The sequence below is a fragment of the Gluconacetobacter sacchari genome (assembly GCF_014174255.1).
GTDB lineage: Bacteria > Pseudomonadota > Alphaproteobacteria > Acetobacterales > Acetobacteraceae > Gluconacetobacter > Gluconacetobacter sacchari.
The window spans coordinates 1-17,728 of the sequence record NZ_JABEQJ010000018.1 but is presented as its reverse complement, the minus strand read 5'-3'; the positions used below and the strand labels follow the sequence as shown (position 1 = coordinate 17,728).

Genomic DNA, 17,728 nt, shown 5'->3' with positions numbered 1-17,728 from the left:
TGTGCCCTCGTGTGGGTATTTTTGTTTCATTTTCAAAATTTCAGGGCTCGCGCTTCGTCAGGTGATTTTGCCTGAACCGGGCCGGGCGTTTGCCGACGATCCGGGCGAAGGCTTTCGCGAAGGCGCTGAGCGAGGAATAGCCGACGTCGGCCGCTTCCAGCCATTCGCCGCAGAGCAGGGCAAGGACGCGCAGGAAGCTGTCGGCGAGGGGATCGGTCTCGCTGGCGCCACGTTCCCAGCGCGTCGCGTGCAGGACCATTTCGCGCATCAGCGGGCTCGCGACCAGAATTCGTTACATGGGTCGACGGGTCGGTGACGGCCTCGGGCGAGAAATACAGCGAGGCGCCGACATGATCGCTGACGAGCGAGCGGTGGCGGGTCCCGGCCGGTATCCAGGCGGCGCGCCCCCGCGGCAGAACATGGCGCCCCTGTCCGGTTTCGATCTGTGCCGGGCCGGCGGCCGCGTAGATCAACTGATGATAGGGGTGGGGGTGCCAGTCATAGAGAACGTTGCGGCTGGCGTAGCGGAAGGCGAAGCCGATCCCGATCCCGATCCCGATCGGTCGGTCGAGGCCATGTGCGCGGAGAACGGCCTGGGTGTGTTCCTCGTCAAGACGATGCATGGCCGGTTTCCGTCCATCTATGGCCGACAAGCGTTAGCCGGTCTGGTCCATCTCTGGCTATCTCCTCGTTCGATCCATGAGGATGAGATGACCTATACCCCGCACAATCAGCGCATTGTCGACCAGTTTATCCGCTGGGCCCAGCCGTTTGCCGATCTGCCCGCCCATCCCGAGGCCGACGCCATGGCGCGTACCCTTGCCGCCTGTGCCCTGGATCCGGACGTTTCGGTTCTCGATGTCGCTTGCGGCTCCGGTATTCTGGCCTGCGCGATGGCGGAGCGGGTGCGTCGGGTGACCGGTATCGACCTGACGCCGGCGATTATCGCCCAGGCGCGGAAGCGCCAATATGCGCAGGGGGCGGCGAACATGGCGTGGCAGGTGGGCGACGCGACGGTATTGCCATGTTCCGATGCCGTTTTCGATCGGGTGACGACACGCTATAGTTTCGATCACATGCCGGATCCCGCCAGGGTGCTGGCCGAGATGAAGCGTGTGTGCCGCCCGAACGGTCGGATCGTCGTCATCGACGCGACGCCTTCGCCCGCGACGCGGGATGCCTATGATGCGATGGAACGGTTGCGGGACCCGTCGCACACCAGCGCCCTGACGCTGGATGAATTGTGCCGGATCGGACGCGAAGCCGGACTGGAGGAGGCGATGATTGACGGATATCGACTTGAAGCGCAACTCGACACGCTTGCCGATTCGCAGGATATGCCGGCGCTGACGGCGCTGTTCGAGGCCGATATCGCGTCGGGGCAGGATCGTCTCGGCGTCGGCGCGGGGCATGGCCCGACCGGCATCCGCTTTCATTTCCCGGTGTCGATCATCGCATGGCATTGCACGACGGCGCAGGGCCGATGACGGACATCGCGACCCGATGGGCGACCGTGGCCGATCTTCCGGCCTTGGAAACATTGATCGCGCGGGCGATCGAGACCTTGCAGGCCGGATTCCTCACGCCGGAACAGATCGTAGCTAGTCGGGCGATCATGGGGCTGGATACCCAGCTCGTCGCGGACGGCACCTATCTGGTGGCCGAGCGGGACGGCGCGATCGTGGGCTGCGGCGGCTGGAGCCGGCGCGCGACGCTCTATGGCGGCGACCATAGTACCGATCTGCGCGACCCCCAGCTTCTCGACCCCGCCCGCGATGCCGCGAAGATCCGGGCCATGTACACCCATCCGCGTTGCGCGCGGCAGGGGATCGGCCGGGTGATCCTTGCGGGCTGCGAACAGGCGGCGCGTGCCGGGGGATATTCCACGGTGGAACTGATGGCGACGCTGAGCGGCCAGCCGCTTTACGTCGCCAGCGGATATGCGCCCGTCGAGACGGTCGAAGCGAACGTGGACGGTACCGCGGTGCCGTTGGTGCGGATGCGCAAATCCCTGTTCTCCTGATTGCACGGGGCGGCAGCCCCGGGGCCCCTCGCATGAAGAGCCGCGCTCAGCCCAGGCAGGCTGTCAGGGCCCGATCGATGCTTTCGCCGATCCGGTCGATATCCTCCGCCGTCGCGACCAGGGCCGGGCTGAGGCAGAGCGTGTTGTTGAAGGACGGCAGGCTGCGGTTGGTCATGCCGATCAGGACGCCTGCCTTGCGGCATTCGGCGACGACGCGCTGCACGATCGTCTCGTCCAGCGGGGCTCGGGTGGTGCGGTCGGCGACCAGTTCGATGCCCCAGAACAGGCCCTTGCCCCGGACCTCGCCGATGGATGCATGGCGGCCCATCAGGCCGAGCAGGTTGGCGTGCAGGCGCGCGCCCATCAGGAGCGTGTTGTTCAACAGCCCTTCATCCTCGATGATGCGCATGTTCTCCAGCGCCGCGGCGGGGCCGGCCAGGCATCCGCCGAAAGTCGAGATGTCGCGGAAATAATCCATGTCGTCGGGCGCCGCGCGTTTGAACTGGTCGAAGATCGCCTCGGTCGTGACGGTGCAGGCGATGGCGGCGTAGCCCGAGGCGACGCCTTTGGCCATCGTCACGAAATCGGGGCGGATGCCGTAATTCTGGTAGCCGAACCAGGTGCCGGTCCGGCCCAGGCCACAGACGACCTCGTCGATATGCAGCAGGATCTCGTAGCGCCGGCAGAGATCCTGGATGCGCTCCCAATAGCCGGGCGGCGGCGTGATGACGCCGCCGCCGGCGGTGATCGGTTCCAGGCACAGGGCGCCGATCGTATCCGGGCCCTCGCGCAGGATGATGGCTTCGATCGCATCGGCGCAGGCCTGGCCGTAATCGGCGGCATCGTGAAACTGCGCGCGATATTCGAGGCAATGCGGAATTTCGACGAAGCCGGGGACGAACGGGCCGTAATCGGCGCAACGCTGCGGCTGGCCGCATGCCGACAGGGCGCCGAGCGACGTGCCGTGATAATCGCGTTCGCGGTACAGGATCTTCCATTTGCGGCCGCCGTGATGCTGGGCGGCGATCTGCCGCACCATCTTGAAGACCTTCTCGTTCGCCTCCGATCCCGAGTTGCCGTAATAGACACGGCTCATGCCGGGCATCTTCTCCAGCAATCTGGTGGCGAAGACCGATCCGGGCACCGAGCCGGCGCTGCCCGCGTAGTAATTGAGCGCAAGAAGCTGGGCATGCACGGCGTCGGCGATGCTGCGCCGGCCGTAGCCGACATTGACCGTCCACACCCCGCCCGAGGTGGCATCGAGCAATTCGCGGCCGTGGATGTCCCACAGGCGCAGCCCTCGTCCCTCGACGAAGACGGGCGGTTCCGCGGTTTCGAACGCCTTGTGCTGGGTCAGATGATGCCAGACATGGGCGCGGTCCATCTCCACGATGTGGGCGGGGTCGTTCAATGTTGCGGGAAAGGACATGATCGGGTCTTTTCGGGTGCTGCGGGCGTCCGGGAGTCTCGGGTGCGAGATATCAGGCGTTCCGGCGACACGCTTGTAGAGCCAGTTTCGCCAATATATGTGGCCAGTTGGCGCGGCTGCCACGGTACCCGGCCATCCGGCGTATTTCCTGCCGGCCCTTCAATCCGATCGTCTTCAGGAAACCGATCATGACCGATTACGTCATTTCGCCTCCGCCGCAGCCCAGCCTGTCCGTCATCGGGACCGATGCCCGTTTCCCGGTGCGCCGGATCTGGTGCGTCGGGCAGAACTATGCCGACCATGCGCGCGAGATGGGGGGCGATCCGGATCGCGCGCCGCCTTTCTTCTTCGCCAAGCCGGGCGACGCCGTCGTCCCTGGCGGCGGCGTGCTGCCCTTTCCGGTCAGGACCGCCAATCTGCATTACGAGGTCGAACTGGTGGTGGCGATCGGCACCGGCGGCCGGGATATCCCGGCGGATCAGGCGTTGTCGCATATCTATGGCTATGCGCTGGGTCTGGACATGACGCGCCGCGACTTGCAGGCCGAGGCCAAGAAGACGGGTCGGCCGTGGGCGCTGGCCAAGGGGTTCGACCAGTCCTGCCCGATCGGGCCGGTAGCGCCCGTGGCCGCGATCGGCCATCCGGATCATGGCCCCATCACACTTTCGGTGAATGGCGTGGTCCGGCAACAGGGCGATGTGTCGGACATGATCTGGCCGGTCGCGGATATCGTCTCGCAGCTCAGTGCCTTCGTCGCCCTGGCACCGGGGGACCTGGTCATGACCGGCACGCCGGCGGGCGTCGGCGCGGTGCGGCCGGGGGACGTGCTGCATGCGGCCTGTGTGGGGGTCGGCACGCTGGACGTGGCCTACGGCGCCGTCTGATCGCTCGCGATGCCGCCCTGTTGCAGCAGGTCGCCGATGAACAGCGCGATCTTCTGCGAATGGGCGGTGCTGACGGGGTGGATGGCATAGAAGGTGACGGGGTCGGGCTCCCACGGTTCCATCACCGGCACCAGCCGTCCGGCGCCTATGGAGTCCTCGACTTCCCAGAGCGATTTCTGGGTCAGGCCCAGCCCGGCCAGTGCCCACTGCACCGGCAGTTCCGAATTGCTGGAGGCCAGGAGCCCGTCGATCCGCCATGATCGGGCGGTCTCGCCGCGGCCGAAGCGCCATGTGGCCCGGCATTCGCCCGTCATGTTGGCGACCAGGCAGTCATGGCGGACCAGGTCGGCGGGACAGTCCGGCGTGCCCCGGCGCGCCAGATAGTCCGGGCTGGCCACCAGTACGCGGCGGCTTTCCATCAGGCGGCGGCCGGTCAGGGTGGTATCGACCACCGGCGCGCCGCGAATGGCGATGTCGAACCCCTCGCCGACGATGTCGGCCATGCGGTCCTCCAATGTCAGATGCACGCGGATACCCGGATGGCGGCGGACGAAATCCGCGACGAACGGTGCCAGTCGCAGGCGCCCGAATGGCGTGGGCGCGGTCACGCGCAGCTTGCCGCCCGGGGCGCCGGTCGTCTCGCGAACCTTTGCCTCCAGCGTCTCGGTCGCCGCCAGGATCGCGGTCGCCTCGTCCAGATAGACGCGGCCGGCCTCGGTCAGGGTCTGGCGCCGGGTGGTGCGCACCAGCAGGCGCGTGCCCAGGCGGCGTTCCAGCCGCGCCAGCCGGTCGCCGACCACCGACGGGGCAAGGCCCAGATGCCGCGCCGCCGCCGACAGGCCGCCCTGCCGGGCGATTTCGACCATGACCCGCATCTCGTCAATATCGCGCATTATCCGCTCTTTCCGGAAACTGTTTTCCGGTTTTGACGGTTATCATTCTCCGCCCCGTGCGCCCATAGTCCCGCTGATCGATCCGTTACAGGAGGCACCTCATGCATTATCGCCAGCTCGGCCGTTCCGGCCTGCGGATTTCCGCCTTCACGCTCGGCACCATGACGTTCGGCGGCAAGGGGGCATTCGCCAAGACCGGCAATACCGATCTCGCGGGCGCGCAGCGGCAGATCGACATGTGCATCGCGGCCGGGATCAATATCTTCGACACCGCCGACATCTATTCCTCCGGCGTGTCGGAGGAAATCCTGGGCGCGGCGTTGAAGGGCCGGTCGTCGGACATCCTGGTCAGCACCAAGACGCGCTTTCGCATGGGCGAGGGGGCGAACGATGCCGGCCTGTCGCGCTTCCATATCGTCGCGGCGGCCGAGGCCAGCCTGCGCCGCCTGGGCCGGGACCATATCGACCTGTATTACCTGCATGAATGGGACGGCCAGACCCCGTTGGACGAGACGCTGGAGGCGCTGGACACGCTGACCCGCTCGGGCAAGATCCGCTATGCCGGCGTGTCCAATTTCTCGGCCTGGCACCTGATGAAGGCGCTGGGCACGGCCGAGCGTCACCGGCTGATCGCGCCGGTGGCGCAGCAGATCTATTATTCGTTGCAGGCGCGCGAGGCCGAATACGAATTGCTGCCGGTGGCGCTGGACCAGGGCATCGGCGTGCAGGTATGGAGCCCGCTGGCCGGGGGCCTGCTGTCCGGCAAGCATCGGCGCGGCAAGCCCGAACCCGAGGGCACGCGCCAGTTGGCCCAGTGGGGTGAGCCTCCGGTCTATGATGTCGAAAAACTGTACGATGTCGTCGAGGTGCTGGTGGCGATCGGCGCGGAACGGGGTGTCTCTGCCGCGCAGGTGGCGCTGGCCTGGGTCGCGCAGCGTCCGGCCATCACCTCGGTGGTGATCGGGGCGCGGACCGACGCCCAGTTGGCCGATAATCTGAAAGCCGCCGAACTTACCCTGTCGGCCGAAGACATGGGCCGGCTGGATGCCGCCAGCGCGCCGCCGCTGCTCTATCCATACTGGCATCAGGCCCGCACGGCGTCGGATCGTCTGTCGGCGGCCGACCTGCTGCTGCTTGGCCCCATCGTCGGCAAGGCATGAGAGCCATGGCAGCATATCGCCGCATGGCGGCAGGCCTGCTCGCGTCCGGCATGGTCGCGGGCACGCTGACGGCCGGCCCGGCGCGGGCCGCCGGGCCGGCCGTCATCACCACCCAGAAATTGGCGTGGGAGATCGCAGACCAGCTCGCGGCGGCGGCGGTGCGGATCTGTGCGGCGCGCGGCTGGTCCGTGACCGCCGCCGTGGTCGATCCCTCCGGCCACGAACAGGCGATCATCAAAGGGGACACCGTGCCGCTGCAATCGCTGTCGGTATCCTACCGCAAGGCCTACACGGCCTATGCCTACGGCATGACCTTCGACAAGGACACGACCAGCGCGCTGATCGCCGCCAAGGTCACCGGGCCCGCCAACGGGGCGCTGAACACGATTCCGCAGGTTCTGTTCGTGCCTGGCGGCGTGCTGTTGCGCCGGGCGGATCGTTCGGTGCTCGGCGGGCTGGGTGTTTCCGGCGCGCCGGGGGGCGAGCTGGACGAAGCCTGCGCGGTGGCGGCGGTCAAGGAGGTCTCGCCCCGCTTCCAGTGACGGATCTGCCCGTTGGGTCGCCTTTCCGGCCGGGCGAGCTCGGGAAGCGGCAGAGCCCTGGGGGCTATTCCATGCCGTCCAACGGGCTGCCGATGGCGCGGACCAGGTTCTGCAAGCCTTCGAGCAGCCGGGCATGCCGCTGCTGATCGAACGTGACCTTCACGGAACTGACGGATACGCCCATCTTGGGGCCGTTCACGCCGCGGGTGGGCACCGCCATGCCCAGGCATACGACGCCGGGCGTGGCTTCCTCGTCCTCGATCGCGTAGCCGCGCAGGCGCGTCTCCTTCAGTTCCTTGCGAAGCTGGGGAAGGGTCCGGATCGAATGTTCCGTCATGACCGGCAGGATCCTGGTCCCGGAGAACATTTTCTGCACGTCTTCGTCATCCAGGCGCGCGACGATGGCCTTGCCGACCGCGGACAGCGATACCGGCATGCGATCCCCGATATTCGAGGTCAGGTGAATGGCGGGATGGCCCTCGTACCGGGCGATATAGATGATTTCATTCCGGTCCAGTATGGCGATCCGGACCGTTTCGTCCTTCAGGATATCCGAATTGGAGCAATATCGATAAAATTCCTGGACCGGATCGAATTTGCGGAGGTAGGCGCTTGCCAGCGTAACGATCTTGCGACCCAGCGAATAGTCGTTTCCCGTCCGCTCGACCAGGCCGCATTCCTCCAGCGCGCTCAGCAGGTTTGCCGTCGATGAGCGCGGCAGCCCGATCTGCTGCGTGATATCCGCCCGCGACAGGACCGGCGCGCGCGCGCTCGCAAGCAGGTCGAGGATGTCGTACGAGCGGTTGATGGCCGGCGACTTGGATTTCGGGCTCAGGCCCGCTTCGTCACCCTTGGGGGAAGACCGCTCTGCCGGCTGTCTTTCCGTGAGGACTCTGGTCGATCTCTGACCTGATGGCGCCATGACGATCCTGTCGCTCCGTATTATCGGTCGGGTGTGATCCATATCCAGCAGGATACAGATAGCCATACCGTCTACGATAGCGGAGTTCCTGCCGAGAGGAAACCGACCGGCACCGGCGCGCGGTCACCGCCGCCCGGGGCGCAGGCACATCGAAAACAGAATATACAAGCCCATGCAGCCGACAAAATATCCGTACAGTGCTCCATAGCCCCAGTTTTTCACGATCCAGCCGGAGATGATGCCGACCGTGATGCCTCCGAACGTGCCGGAGAAATTCAGGATCCCCCCGACCAGCCCCAGCCGGCCTTCCGGTGCGATCGCCGCGGGAATGACCCAGTAGATCCCGCCGAACATATAGAAGAACAGTCCCATCATCAGCGTGCCGGCGCAGAGAGCGAGGGTGCCGATGGCATTCGCGGCGACCAGCGCCACCAGGGCCACCGCGCCCGACAGGCAGATCGTCATCCGCAGCGCGGGATCGAACCCCAGCCGGCAACGCAGGCGGCTGAAGACGATCCCTCCCGCGATCTCGCCGAAGCCGGCGGCCACGAACATCAGGGCTGTGATGAGACCGGCGATTTCCAGGCTGATATGGCGGCGGGCGATCAGCAGCGACGGGGCCCAGGAGGCAAAGCCGAAGAACACGTTGGCAAAGGCGACCCGGCCCAGACACATGTAAAGGACGTCACGCGTCAGAATGCCGCGCTCCGTCGACCGTCCGACCCGCCGGCCGGACGGCATGGCGGGCGGGCGGGCCGTCGTCCGGCGTGCGACCAATTGTCGCCACGCCAGCGGTGCCAGGCAGACCGCCGCGCCGCCGGTGATCAGGAAGGCAAGCCGCCACGACTCCGTGGCGGCGACGATCGCCGAGGCGGCGTATGACCCGAAGGCGGCCCCGAACGCGGCCCCGCTGTCGATGATCGTGATCCGCCCCTGCCGGGCGGCGCTGCCCACGGTCCGCTGGACGATGATATTGGCGGCGGGCATGAATGGCGCCTCGAACAGGCCCAGCATCAGGCGCGTCACCAGCAATGTGCCGAACCCCATCGCCGCGCCCGACAGCGCGGCGGCGACGCCCCAGAACGCCACCGAAGCCACGATCACGACCGACGGCAGCACCCTGTCCAGCAGCAGTCCGGAAGGGAGTTGGAACAGGCAATAGGTCCAGAAGAAGCTGCTGAACAGAATCCCTTCCTGCATCGGTGAAAAATGATAATGGTCGGCCAGGAGCGGCATGGCGATCGACAGGCAGACCCGATCGACCCCATTGACCGTGTAGAGGACGAACAGCAGGCCGACGACGGCGGTCTGGCTGGTGATGCGTGGCATGTCGCCGGTCCCTCCGGGTTGGATTACAGGACCACGAATGCGTCGGCCTCGAAGAGGAAATCAGGACTGGCCAGGGCGGTGACCTCGACGAATGTGTTGGCCGGTGGTTTGTCCATTCCGATATAGGTCGGGCGGATCCGGCGCATCAGCGGCAGCGCGGTCTTGATGTCGGTGGCGTAGTAAGTCAGCTTGATGACGTGGGCGAAGCTGGCATTGATCGCGTCCAGGCACGCGGCCAGGTTCCGGTAGACCTGATGGATCTGTGCCTCGACATCGTCCTTGCCCACGAGGCGACCGCCGGCATCCACCGAGACCTGGCCCGAAATGGCGACGAACGTCCCCGATGCCGTTACGATATGGCTCCAGCCGCTGCCGGCGGGGAGGTTCGCCGGCGCGATGGTGTGGGTCTTCATGTCCATGACATTCTCTCCTTGGTTTTGAATTCTGATCCCGTCTTCAGAGGGAGTTGATGACGATCCGGCCTCGCCCGCGCGAGACGCAGGGTGTCATCAGCGTCCGGCGCTCCTCGTCGGTCAGGCATTGGTCGCGGTGAATGATCTCACCTTCGATCACGTCGACGATGCAGCTTCGGCAGACGCCGGCCTCGCAGGCATAGTCGATGTCGACACCGTCCCCGAGCAGGACCTCCAGCATGGTTCGATCCGAAGGGACGTGCAGCACATGGCGGCTGCGCGGCAGGTCCATGATAAACGGGTCGCCCAGATGGCCCGTCTTGACCCCGGCCACGAACGATTCCGCGTGGATATCCGGCAGACCCAGCGATTTTGCCGCCTGCTGCAATGCGGAAACGAACGGCGCGCCGCCGCAGCAGTAGATCGCGTCGCCTTCCGCGCCGCGCAGCAGGTCCGTGAGCGCGACGCGCCCCTCCTTTCCGGGATCGATAATCTCGGCCTGCGGACATAAGGCGCGGATTTCGCGCTCGAACGGCACGCGCTCATCGGCGCGGACAAAATAATGGAGCCGCACCCGGCACGATCGTCCGCGCAGGGCATGGAGAAAGGACAGAATGGGGGTGATGCCGACACCGCCGGCAAAGAAACGGTAGGACGGCAGATCGAGGTCCAACGGAAAGTCAGGCTGGGGATAGGACAGGTAGAAGATATCGCCGACCCGCGCGGATTCATGCATGAATCGCGATCCGCCGCGGCCGCCCGCGTCAAGGTGGATCGCGATGCGATAGCGCGGGTCGCCGGGCGGCGTGCAGAGCGAATATTGACGCATCACCCCCTTGCTGACGCGCAGCAGCGTATGCGCGCCGGGGGGAACGGGCGGGAATTCCCGGCGGTCCTGCGGCTTGAAGTAGAAGGAGCGAATGCCGCCCCCTTCGTCAACGATCCGATCGACGCTCGCCTTCATCAACAGTCTCACCGCCACGCTAGAGAACCGTCTCGATACGGTCGCCCAGGCGCACGATGCCGCCCGAGACGACCTGGCAGTTCAGGCCGGATCGGCCGAGCAGGCTGGACATTACCTGCTTGTCGATCAGACGCTCCAGGTATTTGCAGGGGTGATTCAGCTTCTCGACATAGACCAGTGCGCTCTTTCCGACCCTGATCGTGCGCCCAAGAAGATCGTTCAGGCGCACGCCATAGGTGATGATATTTCTTCTCGATTCCCGTGGGGTCAGCACCACCCCGGTCTCATCGTAGATCTGGTGCAGAACTTCCAGCTCGATAAACGAGATCTGATGTTCCGTCTTGGGGCGGTCGGACCATCGCCCGATGCGCCTGGCGTAGCGATCGCCTTCGATTCCGACATTCGCCAGCAGACGGCACTCCTGGTGGTCCATCATTTCCTGCGCGGCGACTTCGGCGGTAAATATTCCGCAGACACGACCGGTCATGCTGCCTGGCCCATTTCCATGATTCCCTCGTGACATTCACAGATCATAGCGCATCGTGGCACCAACGAAGCGCGGCGCGCCGGGAATGCCGTAGAATGAGTTGTATCCGTTGTCTTTCGTGACCACATAGCGGCGGTCGAGCAGGTTGGAGACATAGACGCCGACGGACCAGCGCCCATGGTGCGGCGCCACGTTCAGGCTCATGCCCATCAGGAAATAGGCCGGCAGCCGATAGATCTCATTGCCCGGTACGTCGAGCTGCGAGCCACGGTAGGAATAATCGCCTTGCCATGTCACATCCCATTTCCGGTTCGGGTGCATCACGTAGCTGACATTGCCGTTCAATGTCAGTTTGGGGATGCCGGAATCGAAGCCGTCATAGCTGGTATAGGCTGGGGTAAAGACGCCGGTCTTGGCGTAATTGGCATAGACGGCGGTCGTGTTGAGGAATTTCAGATCGTCGTAGCGACCTCTCTGATAGCCGAAATGCTGTTCCAGAAACAGGCCGGGCAGGGGATTCGCATCGATTTCGCCCTCCAGGCCCCATATCGTCGATTTGGGGATATTCACGAAATCGCCTACCAGCCCGTAACTTTGAACCAGTTCCAGGCTCAGGATCTGCTGATCGTGGTAATCGTAGTAGAAACCGTCGAAATTCACCCGCAGGCGATGATCGAGCCAGTCGGTCTTGATCCCGCCTTCATAGGCCAGAAGGGATTCCGGCTTGTAGGGATTGAGCTGCTGGGAAATAACGGTGTTGTTTGCCGTGAAGCCGCCCGGCTTGAACCCCTTGCGGACATCGGCGAAGACAAGGACATTCGACGTGGCTTGAAAATCTAGCTCGCCCTTGCCGCCGAATTCATTCGTCAATGCGCCATGGGTCGGGAAATGGACGTCGCTGAAACCGTACTGAATGGTCTCCAGGTTCGACAGATGCCGATCGTCGGATTCGTGATTGACAGACGCAGAGAGTTTCCACCGTGGCGCCAGGCGATAGGAGGCGGTGGCGTATTGGTTGAAGGCCTGGATATCCTGATTGTAGCGGGTCGCCTCGATATAGGGGCGAAGCTTGGGGCCGGACCCGGAGAAATCGTAGAAGAATCTGGCCTTGGTCGCCGTTCGCGCATAATAGGCGCCGATCGTCCATTGGAAACGGTTGGGCCGATTTTCGTTCGAGAGCCATACTTCCTGTGAGAAGACGTTCGAATTGTTGGTGAAATACTGGTCATCCGTCGCGACGTTTGTGGAGTCGAGATCCAGGAGGTTATGGATGTACATCGCCTCGTAGGCGCTGATGGACTTGAGTTCCGCCCACCCGAAATCATGCCGGCCCGTCAGGTCGATGCCCCAGGTGGTGTCGTTGCGAAAGGGCTTGGTATTGGCGGGCACGCCGATCATCTTGGTGAAGGCCGGACGAAACCCCCAGCCCGTGATCAGGTTGTTAGTGTCCGGTGCGATGAAGGGCGTAACCAGATCCTTGACGTTGAACACGCCCGGCGTGTCGGAATCGTCCTGCGCCCAGTGTCCGGTCACATTGATGCTCGTCCGGGAATCGACGTCCCAGTCCAGTTTGCCGCGCAATGCGCCTTCGTTCGCATCGCCCAGATGCTCGCCATTATAGCGATTGATCTGGTATCCGCCGCCATGGGCGGTATAGCCCGCTATGCGGTAGCGCAGCCTGTTCGAGATCGGCCCCGACACGTAAAGCGACGTGCGGCTGCGGGCATAGCTGGCGATATCTTCGGAAACGCCGGCATGGAACGTGTCGGTCGGAGTGTTGGTGGTGATATTGACCTCGCCGGCGGTCACGGCCTGTCCATGGGTGTATCCGACCGGCCCCGGCATGACGTCGACGCCTGCGAGATCGTACATCAGGCCCGATGTCATGAAGCCGATCGGATAGGCGACGCCATCGACATATGTCATGACCGAAGGCGTATTGTTCGACGTGAAATCCTTGAACCCTACGCCGCGCAGGCTGAAATTGTTGTTTGCCGTCGCACCCTGCGGCTGGATCGTCAGGTTCGGCACCAGATTCTGGATGTTCTGTAGCGTGTCAACGTGATGCACCGCCAGGTCCGATGCACTGATATGGGTGACGACTTCGCCGACATGCTGCGATTTGCGCAGGTTGAGCGGCGAATTCCGCAGGCCATCGACAGTGATCGCCTCATTCGCCATGGGGCCGGGATGCGCTGCGTGTTGCGCGGGGGCATGCGACAGCGTGCGGGCCGGCTGTTTCGGTGCGGCCATGTCGGCGGCGCGCGCCCCCGTCGCCGCAATCGTGGCGGCCGAGCAGCACAGCATGGCGAGCAGCGCCCGATGGCTATTATTTCGAAATCGAATCAAACAATTCTGGTTTGAAGTCGTCATTCGGCACCCACCATTTCAAGGTTGCGGAGAACGGATAGCCATCTCATGGACCCGGGCATCGGCGTCCATGCAATGTCGGAGAGACAATATGCTGTATCGTGGTCAGCATATTGTCTTTCGTCAATCGAAATGTTCTGGCATGATCGTTTTGTCTGAAAAAAGGGAGAAGGCGATGGCGGATCTGGGAATCAGGGTGGTGTCGGTTCCGGACAGGGCGTTGAAGGCCTATCTGGAAGAACGGTGTCCGGCGATCGACTTTGTGCTCTGGGATGATGATGCGGAGCCGTCCGTCCGTGATCTGTCCGTCATCGACGCCGTTATCACGCCGTACGCGCATTCCAGCCGGACGGTGGAACGTCTTGCCTCGCTGCCGCGCCTCAAGCTGGTGCAGACGCAGAGTACGGGGGTGGACAATCTGCTCGGCAGGGTGCCTCCCGGAGTATTGTTGTGCAGCGCGCGCGGCGTGCATGCGGCGTCGACGGCGGAATTGGCCATCGGCCTTGCCATTGCGTCACTGCGAGGGATCGATGTCGCCGCCCGGAACATGAGCCGGGGGATCTGGCAGGAGGAACGCCGCCTGACCTTGACCGATCGGAAGGTCGCTCTTCTCGGTTACGGCAGCATCGGGCAGGAACTTCATCGTAAGCTCGCCGCGTTCGATGTCGAGACCATTCGGATCGGCCAGACGGCTCGCCGGGACGAGCATGGCGATATCCATGGAATTGGCGACCTCGTCGGGCTTTTGTCCGACACCGACATCTTGATGAGTAGCCTGCCCCTGACGCCGGCGACCGCGCATCTTGTTAATTGGGCCGTATTGTCCGCGATGAAGGACGGCGCCCTGTTCGTCAATGTCGGGCGCGGCGGCGTCGTCGATCAGGACGCCCTGGCGGTCGAACTCTATTCCGGACGTTTGTCGGCCGCGGTGGATGTGACCGACCCGGAGCCCTTGCCGGAGGGCCATCCATTATGGAGCGCGCCCAATTTTCTCCTGACACCCCATCTGGGGGGCAACAGTTCGGCGTTCCTGCCGCGCATTCGCAGGTTCCTGGCGGAACAGATGACGCGGATTGGCGATGGCCGGCCCGTTGTCAACCAGATGTAGGGCGCCTGGATCGGGGGGCGCGCTGGCGCCAGCCATCATGCCGGACAACCGCGTGCCCCATGAGCCCTCATGTCGCCATCGTCGTTGGATGGACGCGTCGTCCTGACTGGCCCGGCACGTCCAGCCCCTTGTAACAGTGCCTCATTACGCCCATCTGAGAGCCCGGACGGTGTGCCATTGCCTCCTTAGCAGGGATGGCACTCCCAGCTTCAGGTCGCCTGAGTGAGTAGGGACATGGGATCATGAATATCGAGAAATTTACGGAACGGTCGCGCGGGTTCCTTCAGGCCGCGCAGACGATCGCGGTGCGTGAGTATAATCAGCAACTGACGCCTGAACATGTGCTGAAGGCGCTGCTGGATGACCCGGAAGGCGCGGCGTCAGCGCTGATTCGCGCCGCCGGCGGGCAGCCGCCCGCCATTCAGGCGGCGGTCGAGGCCGCGCTGGCCAAGCTGCCCCGTGTGCAGGGCGGGGGAGCCGGCCAGCCCCAGGCGACGCCCGATCTGGTCCGTCTGCTGGATGCGGCGCAGACCGCGGCGCAGAAGGCAGGTGACGAATATGTGGCGCAGGACCGCCTGCTGGTGGCCATCGCCGCTTCGGACACGCCGGCCGGTCGCGCGTTGCGTGACGGGGGCGCGACGCCGCAGACGCTGGATAAGGCGGTCGCCGATATCCGCAAGGGCCGTACCGTGACCAGCGAGAACGCCGAGGCCAGCTTCGACGCGTTGAAGAAATACGCCCGCGATGTCACCGAGATCGCCCAGCAGGGCAAGTTGGACCCGGTGATCGGGCGCGACGAGGAAATCCGCCGCGCGATCCAGGTTCTGGCCCGGCGCAGCAAGAACAACCCGGTCCTGATCGGCGAGCCCGGCGTGGGCAAGACCGCGATCGTCGAGGGGCTGGCCCAGCGCATCGTCAATGGCGATGTCCCGGAGGCGTTGAAGAACAAGCGGCTGCTGTCGCTCGATCTCGGCGCGCTGGTGGCGGGTGCCAAGTTCCGTGGCGAGTTCGAGGAGCGGCTGAAGGCCGTGCTCAAGGAGATCGAAGGCGCCGAGGGGCAGGTGATCCTGTTCATCGACGAGATGCATACGCTGGTCGGGGCCGGCAGGACCGATGGCGCGATGGATGCGTCCAACCTGATCAAGCCGGAGCTGGCACGCGGCACGCTGCATTGCATCGGCGCGACCACGCTGGACGAGTACCGCAAATATATCGAGAAGGACGCGGCCCTGGCCCGGCGGTTCCAGCCGGTCTATGTGGGCGAGCCGTCGGTGCCCGACACGATCTCGATCCTGCGCGGCATCAAGGAGAAGTACGAACTCCACCACGGGGTGCGGATCACCGACAATGCATTGGTGGCGGCGGCGACGCTGTCCAACCGCTACATCACCGACCGCTTCCTACCTGATAAGGCGATTGATCTGGTGGACGAGGCCGCCAGCCGCCTGCGCATGCAGATCGACAGCAAGCCGGAGGAGCTGGACGAACTCGACCGCCGGCTGATTCAGCTCAAGATCGAGCGCGAGGCCATCCGCAAGGAGGATGATTCGGCCAGCCGCGAGCGTCTGGTGAAGCTGGAAGCCGAACTGGCGGAAGTCGAGGAAAAATCGAACGCCATGTCGGCGTCCTGGCACGCCGAGAAGGATCGGGTGAACGCGATCCAGAAGCTGAAGGAACAGTTGGACCAGGCGCGCTCGGATGTCGATGTTGCCCAGCGGCGCGGCGATCTGGGCCGGGCGTCGGAGTTGATGTACGGCGTCATCCCCACTCTGGAGGGGAAGATCGCCAGCGCGCAGGAGGCGAACGAAAGTGCCGCCGCTGGTGCCGGCCTGGTCAGCGAGGCCGTGACCGAGCAGGGCATCGCCTCCATCGTGTCGCGCTGGACCGGGGTGCCGGTGGACCGCATGCTGGAAGGCGAGCGGGCCAAGCTGCTGCGGATGGAAGACGAACTGCGCCGCAGCGTGGTGGGGCAGGAGCCGGCGCTGAAGGCCGTGGCGAACGCGGTGCGGCGAGCCCGCGCGGGCTTGCAGGACCCCAACCGGCCGATCGGCTCGTTCCTCTTCCTCGGTCCGACCGGGGTGGGCAAGACCGAATTGTGCAAGGCGCTGGCGCGCTTCCTGTTCGACGACGAGAAGGCCCTGCTGCGCGTCGACATGAGCGAGTTCATGGAGAAGCACGCGGTCGCCCGCCTGATTGGCGCGCCGCCGGGCTATGTCGGGTACGAGGAAGGTGGGGTGCTGACCGAGGCCGTGCGGCGCCGGCCCTATCAGGTGATTTTGTTCGACGAGGTCGAGAAGGCGCACGAGGATGTCTTCAATATCCTGCTCCAGGTGCTCGATGACGGGCGCCTGACCGACGGGCAGGGGCGGACGGTCGATTTCCGCAATACCATCATCGTCCTGACCAGCAATCTGGGGTCCGACGTCCTGGCCCACCTGCCGGACAACGAATCCACCGATATGGTGCAGGCCGAGGTCATGAAGGTGGTGCGCAATCACTTCCGGCCGGAGTTCCTCAACCGGCTGGATGAGATCATCCTGTTCTCCCGCCTCCAGCGGACGGACATGACACGGATCGTCGATATCCAGATCGCGCGGCTGCGCAAGCTGCTGGACGACCGGCATATCGAACTGGACCTGGACGAACCCGGGCATCTTTGGCTGGCCGAGGAAGGGTACGATCCGGTCTATGGCGCGCGTCCCCTGAAGCGCGTGATCCAGCGGAGCCTGCAAAACCCGCTCGCAGGGCTGCTGCTGGATGGCACCATCCATGATGGCGAGCGCATCAGGGTGTCGGCCGACGACAAGGGCCTGACCATCAACGGCCGGTCGATCGCAGAAGGCTGACGGGTTGGCGGGGTGGCGCCGCGCGATGCGCCACCCCATTCAGGGGCCTTGTGGCCCTGACATGGAAATGCAGAAAAAAGTTCATTTTCTTTTCCACTCTTTATCCACAGACGGGTGTGGGTTCCCTCTTGGGGGCGGCAGTTTTCCGGGGTAAAATCATTGTTTCGGCACGATTTCCGAGCGCGTTGACATCCCTCCCCGATCTCCGTAAAACCCGCCTCACCGAACGGGACAACTGCTTCGGACTTGTTCATTGACAATAGAATCTGGAATGGAAGGGATATGTTGGCGGCGTTCTGATGGCCTGCGAAGAGTAGGTTTGTTAGGGTTTGGTTGATCTGGGTTTAGCCTGGGTTTG

16 protein-coding genes are annotated in these 17,728 nt (G+C 64.3%); 7 read left to right on the top strand and 9 right to left on the bottom strand.

All coding sequences use genetic code 11. The annotated features are described in order from the left end of the window. Nucleotides 1–32 precede the first annotated feature (32 nt). On the bottom strand, nucleotides 33–470 hold the full coding sequence (locus tag HLH48_RS23785; protein ID WP_373320212.1) for a cupin domain-containing protein: 438 nt from the start codon (nucleotides 468–470) through the stop codon (nucleotides 33–35). Here HLH48_RS23785 and HLH48_RS13815 point away from each other — a divergent pair. Both HLH48_RS13815 and HLH48_RS13810 read left to right on the top strand, forming a co-directional pair. Further along, nucleotides 351–1,487: a class I SAM-dependent methyltransferase gene (locus HLH48_RS13815; protein WP_246387332.1), complete on the top strand. Its 1,137-nt coding sequence runs from the start codon at nucleotides 351–353 to the stop codon at nucleotides 1,485–1,487. The two genes, HLH48_RS23785 and HLH48_RS13815, sit on opposite strands and share 120 nt — an antisense overlap. After that, complete coding sequence (locus HLH48_RS13810) at nucleotides 1,484–2,023, top strand: GNAT family N-acetyltransferase (RefSeq protein ID WP_182998075.1); 540 nt, start codon at nucleotides 1,484–1,486, stop codon at nucleotides 2,021–2,023. The genes HLH48_RS13815 and HLH48_RS13810 overlap by 4 nt, the downstream gene beginning before the upstream one ends. Before the next feature lie 46 nt (nucleotides 2,024–2,069). On the opposite strand, the gene HLH48_RS13805 is transcribed toward HLH48_RS13810, so the two are convergent. Continuing rightward, nucleotides 2,070–3,452 (bottom strand): aminotransferase family protein, encoded by a 1,383-nt coding sequence (locus HLH48_RS13805; protein WP_182998074.1) that lies wholly within the window; start codon nucleotides 3,450–3,452, stop codon nucleotides 2,070–2,072. Nucleotides 3,453–3,640: 188 nt separating this feature from the next. Here HLH48_RS13805 and HLH48_RS13800 point away from each other — a divergent pair, with 188 nt between their 5' ends. After that, nucleotides 3,641–4,336 carry a fumarylacetoacetate hydrolase family protein gene (locus tag HLH48_RS13800; protein WP_182998073.1) on the top strand — a complete coding sequence of 232 codons (696 nt, stop codon included), beginning with the start codon at nucleotides 3,641–3,643 and terminating at the stop codon, nucleotides 4,334–4,336. On the opposite strand, the gene HLH48_RS13795 is transcribed toward HLH48_RS13800, so the two are convergent. After that, nucleotides 4,321–5,229, bottom strand: coding sequence for a LysR family transcriptional regulator (locus HLH48_RS13795; RefSeq protein ID WP_182998072.1), 909 nt, complete (start codon nucleotides 5,227–5,229; stop codon nucleotides 4,321–4,323). The genes HLH48_RS13800 and HLH48_RS13795 overlap by 16 nt on opposite strands. A gap of 101 nt (nucleotides 5,230–5,330) precedes the next feature. Here HLH48_RS13795 and HLH48_RS13790 point away from each other — a divergent pair, with 101 nt between their 5' ends. Together HLH48_RS13790 and HLH48_RS13785 are read left to right on the top strand one after the other, a co-directional pair. Next, nucleotides 5,331–6,389 (top strand): aldo/keto reductase, encoded by a 1,059-nt coding sequence (locus tag HLH48_RS13790; RefSeq protein WP_182998071.1) that lies wholly within the window; start codon nucleotides 5,331–5,333, stop codon nucleotides 6,387–6,389. Nucleotides 6,390–6,439: 50 nt separating this feature from the next. Next, nucleotides 6,440–6,931, top strand: coding sequence for a GlcG/HbpS family heme-binding protein (locus HLH48_RS13785; RefSeq protein ID WP_246387341.1), 492 nt, complete (start codon nucleotides 6,440–6,442; stop codon nucleotides 6,929–6,931). 64 nt (nucleotides 6,932–6,995) lie between these two features. Here the strand turns inward: HLH48_RS13785 and HLH48_RS13780 are convergent, their stop codons facing one another. The 6 genes from HLH48_RS13780 to HLH48_RS13755 form a co-directional block, all read right to left on the bottom strand. Then, entirely contained in the window at nucleotides 6,996–7,853 is an 858-nt protein-coding gene (locus HLH48_RS13780) for an IclR family transcriptional regulator (protein ID WP_182998069.1), read from the bottom strand. Nucleotides 7,854–7,976: 123 nt separating this feature from the next. Beyond that, complete coding sequence (locus tag HLH48_RS13775; protein ID WP_182998068.1) at nucleotides 7,977–9,182, bottom strand: MFS transporter; 1,206 nt, start codon at nucleotides 9,180–9,182, stop codon at nucleotides 7,977–7,979. A 23-nt stretch (nucleotides 9,183–9,205) separates the two neighbouring features. Further along, on the bottom strand, nucleotides 9,206–9,601 hold the full coding sequence (locus HLH48_RS13770; RefSeq protein ID WP_220795126.1) for a RidA family protein: 396 nt from the start codon (nucleotides 9,599–9,601) through the stop codon (nucleotides 9,206–9,208). Nucleotides 9,602–9,638: 37 nt separating this feature from the next. Further along, nucleotides 9,639–10,559 carry a PDR/VanB family oxidoreductase gene (locus tag HLH48_RS13765; protein WP_182998067.1) on the bottom strand — a complete coding sequence of 307 codons (921 nt, stop codon included), beginning with the start codon at nucleotides 10,557–10,559 and terminating at the stop codon, nucleotides 9,639–9,641. A gap of 19 nt (nucleotides 10,560–10,578) precedes the next feature. Continuing rightward, nucleotides 10,579–11,046 carry an MOSC domain-containing protein gene (locus HLH48_RS13760; protein ID WP_182998066.1) on the bottom strand — a complete coding sequence of 156 codons (468 nt, stop codon included), beginning with the start codon at nucleotides 11,044–11,046 and terminating at the stop codon, nucleotides 10,579–10,581. Between the two features lie 36 nt (nucleotides 11,047–11,082). After that, the gene (locus HLH48_RS13755) at nucleotides 11,083–13,299 is read right to left on the bottom strand and encodes a TonB-dependent receptor (protein ID WP_182998065.1); all 2,217 of its coding nucleotides are present in this window, start codon (nucleotides 13,297–13,299) and stop codon (nucleotides 11,083–11,085) included. Between HLH48_RS13755 and HLH48_RS13750 the strand changes: the two genes are divergently transcribed. Beyond that, nucleotides 13,298–14,524 carry a 2-hydroxyacid dehydrogenase gene (locus tag HLH48_RS13750; protein ID WP_182998064.1) on the top strand — a complete coding sequence of 409 codons (1,227 nt, stop codon included), beginning with the start codon at nucleotides 13,298–13,300 and terminating at the stop codon, nucleotides 14,522–14,524. The two genes, HLH48_RS13755 and HLH48_RS13750, sit on opposite strands and share 2 nt — an antisense overlap. A gap of 242 nt (nucleotides 14,525–14,766) precedes the next feature. Then, a complete protein-coding gene (gene clpB / locus HLH48_RS13745) occupies nucleotides 14,767–17,370 on the top strand; it encodes an ATP-dependent chaperone ClpB (protein WP_182998063.1) in 2,604 nt (867 codons plus the stop codon). The last annotated feature ends 358 nt before the right edge of the window (nucleotides 17,371–17,728 follow it).

Excerpts from the sequence above, each read along its gene's own strand:
- HLH48_RS13805 (WP_182998074.1), bottom strand. The coding sequence starts at position 3,452 with ATGTCCTTTCCCGCAACATTGAACGACCCCGCCCACATCGTGGAGATG.
- HLH48_RS13785 (WP_246387341.1), top strand. The coding sequence starts at position 6,440 with ATGGTCGCGGGCACGCTGACGGCCGGCCCGGCGCGGGCCGCCGGGCCG.
- HLH48_RS13810 (WP_182998075.1), top strand. The coding sequence starts at position 1,484 with ATGACGGACATCGCGACCCGATGGGCGACCGTGGCCGATCTTCCGGCC.
- HLH48_RS13770 (WP_220795126.1), bottom strand. The coding sequence starts at position 9,601 with ATGGACATGAAGACCCACACCATCGCGCCGGCGAACCTCCCCGCCGGC.
- HLH48_RS13755 (WP_182998065.1), bottom strand. The coding sequence starts at position 13,299 with ATGGCCGCACCGAAACAGCCGGCCCGCACGCTGTCGCATGCCCCCGCG.
- HLH48_RS13750 (WP_182998064.1), top strand. The coding sequence starts at position 13,298 with ATGTCGGCGGCGCGCGCCCCCGTCGCCGCAATCGTGGCGGCCGAGCAG.
- HLH48_RS13800 (WP_182998073.1), top strand. The coding sequence starts at position 3,641 with ATGACCGATTACGTCATTTCGCCTCCGCCGCAGCCCAGCCTGTCCGTC.
- HLH48_RS13780 (WP_182998069.1), bottom strand. The coding sequence starts at position 7,853 with ATGGCGCCATCAGGTCAGAGATCGACCAGAGTCCTCACGGAAAGACAG.
- HLH48_RS13815 (WP_246387332.1), top strand. The coding sequence starts at position 351 with ATGATCGCTGACGAGCGAGCGGTGGCGGGTCCCGGCCGGTATCCAGGC.
- HLH48_RS13760 (WP_182998066.1), bottom strand. The coding sequence starts at position 11,046 with ATGACCGGTCGTGTCTGCGGAATATTTACCGCCGAAGTCGCCGCGCAG.
- HLH48_RS13790 (WP_182998071.1), top strand. The coding sequence starts at position 5,331 with ATGCATTATCGCCAGCTCGGCCGTTCCGGCCTGCGGATTTCCGCCTTC.
- HLH48_RS13795 (WP_182998072.1), bottom strand. The coding sequence starts at position 5,229 with ATGCGCGATATTGACGAGATGCGGGTCATGGTCGAAATCGCCCGGCAG.
- HLH48_RS13765 (WP_182998067.1), bottom strand. The coding sequence starts at position 10,559 with ATGAAGGCGAGCGTCGATCGGATCGTTGACGAAGGGGGCGGCATTCGC.
- clpB (WP_182998063.1), top strand. The coding sequence starts at position 14,767 with ATGAATATCGAGAAATTTACGGAACGGTCGCGCGGGTTCCTTCAGGCC.
- HLH48_RS13775 (WP_182998068.1), bottom strand. The coding sequence starts at position 9,182 with ATGCCACGCATCACCAGCCAGACCGCCGTCGTCGGCCTGCTGTTCGTC.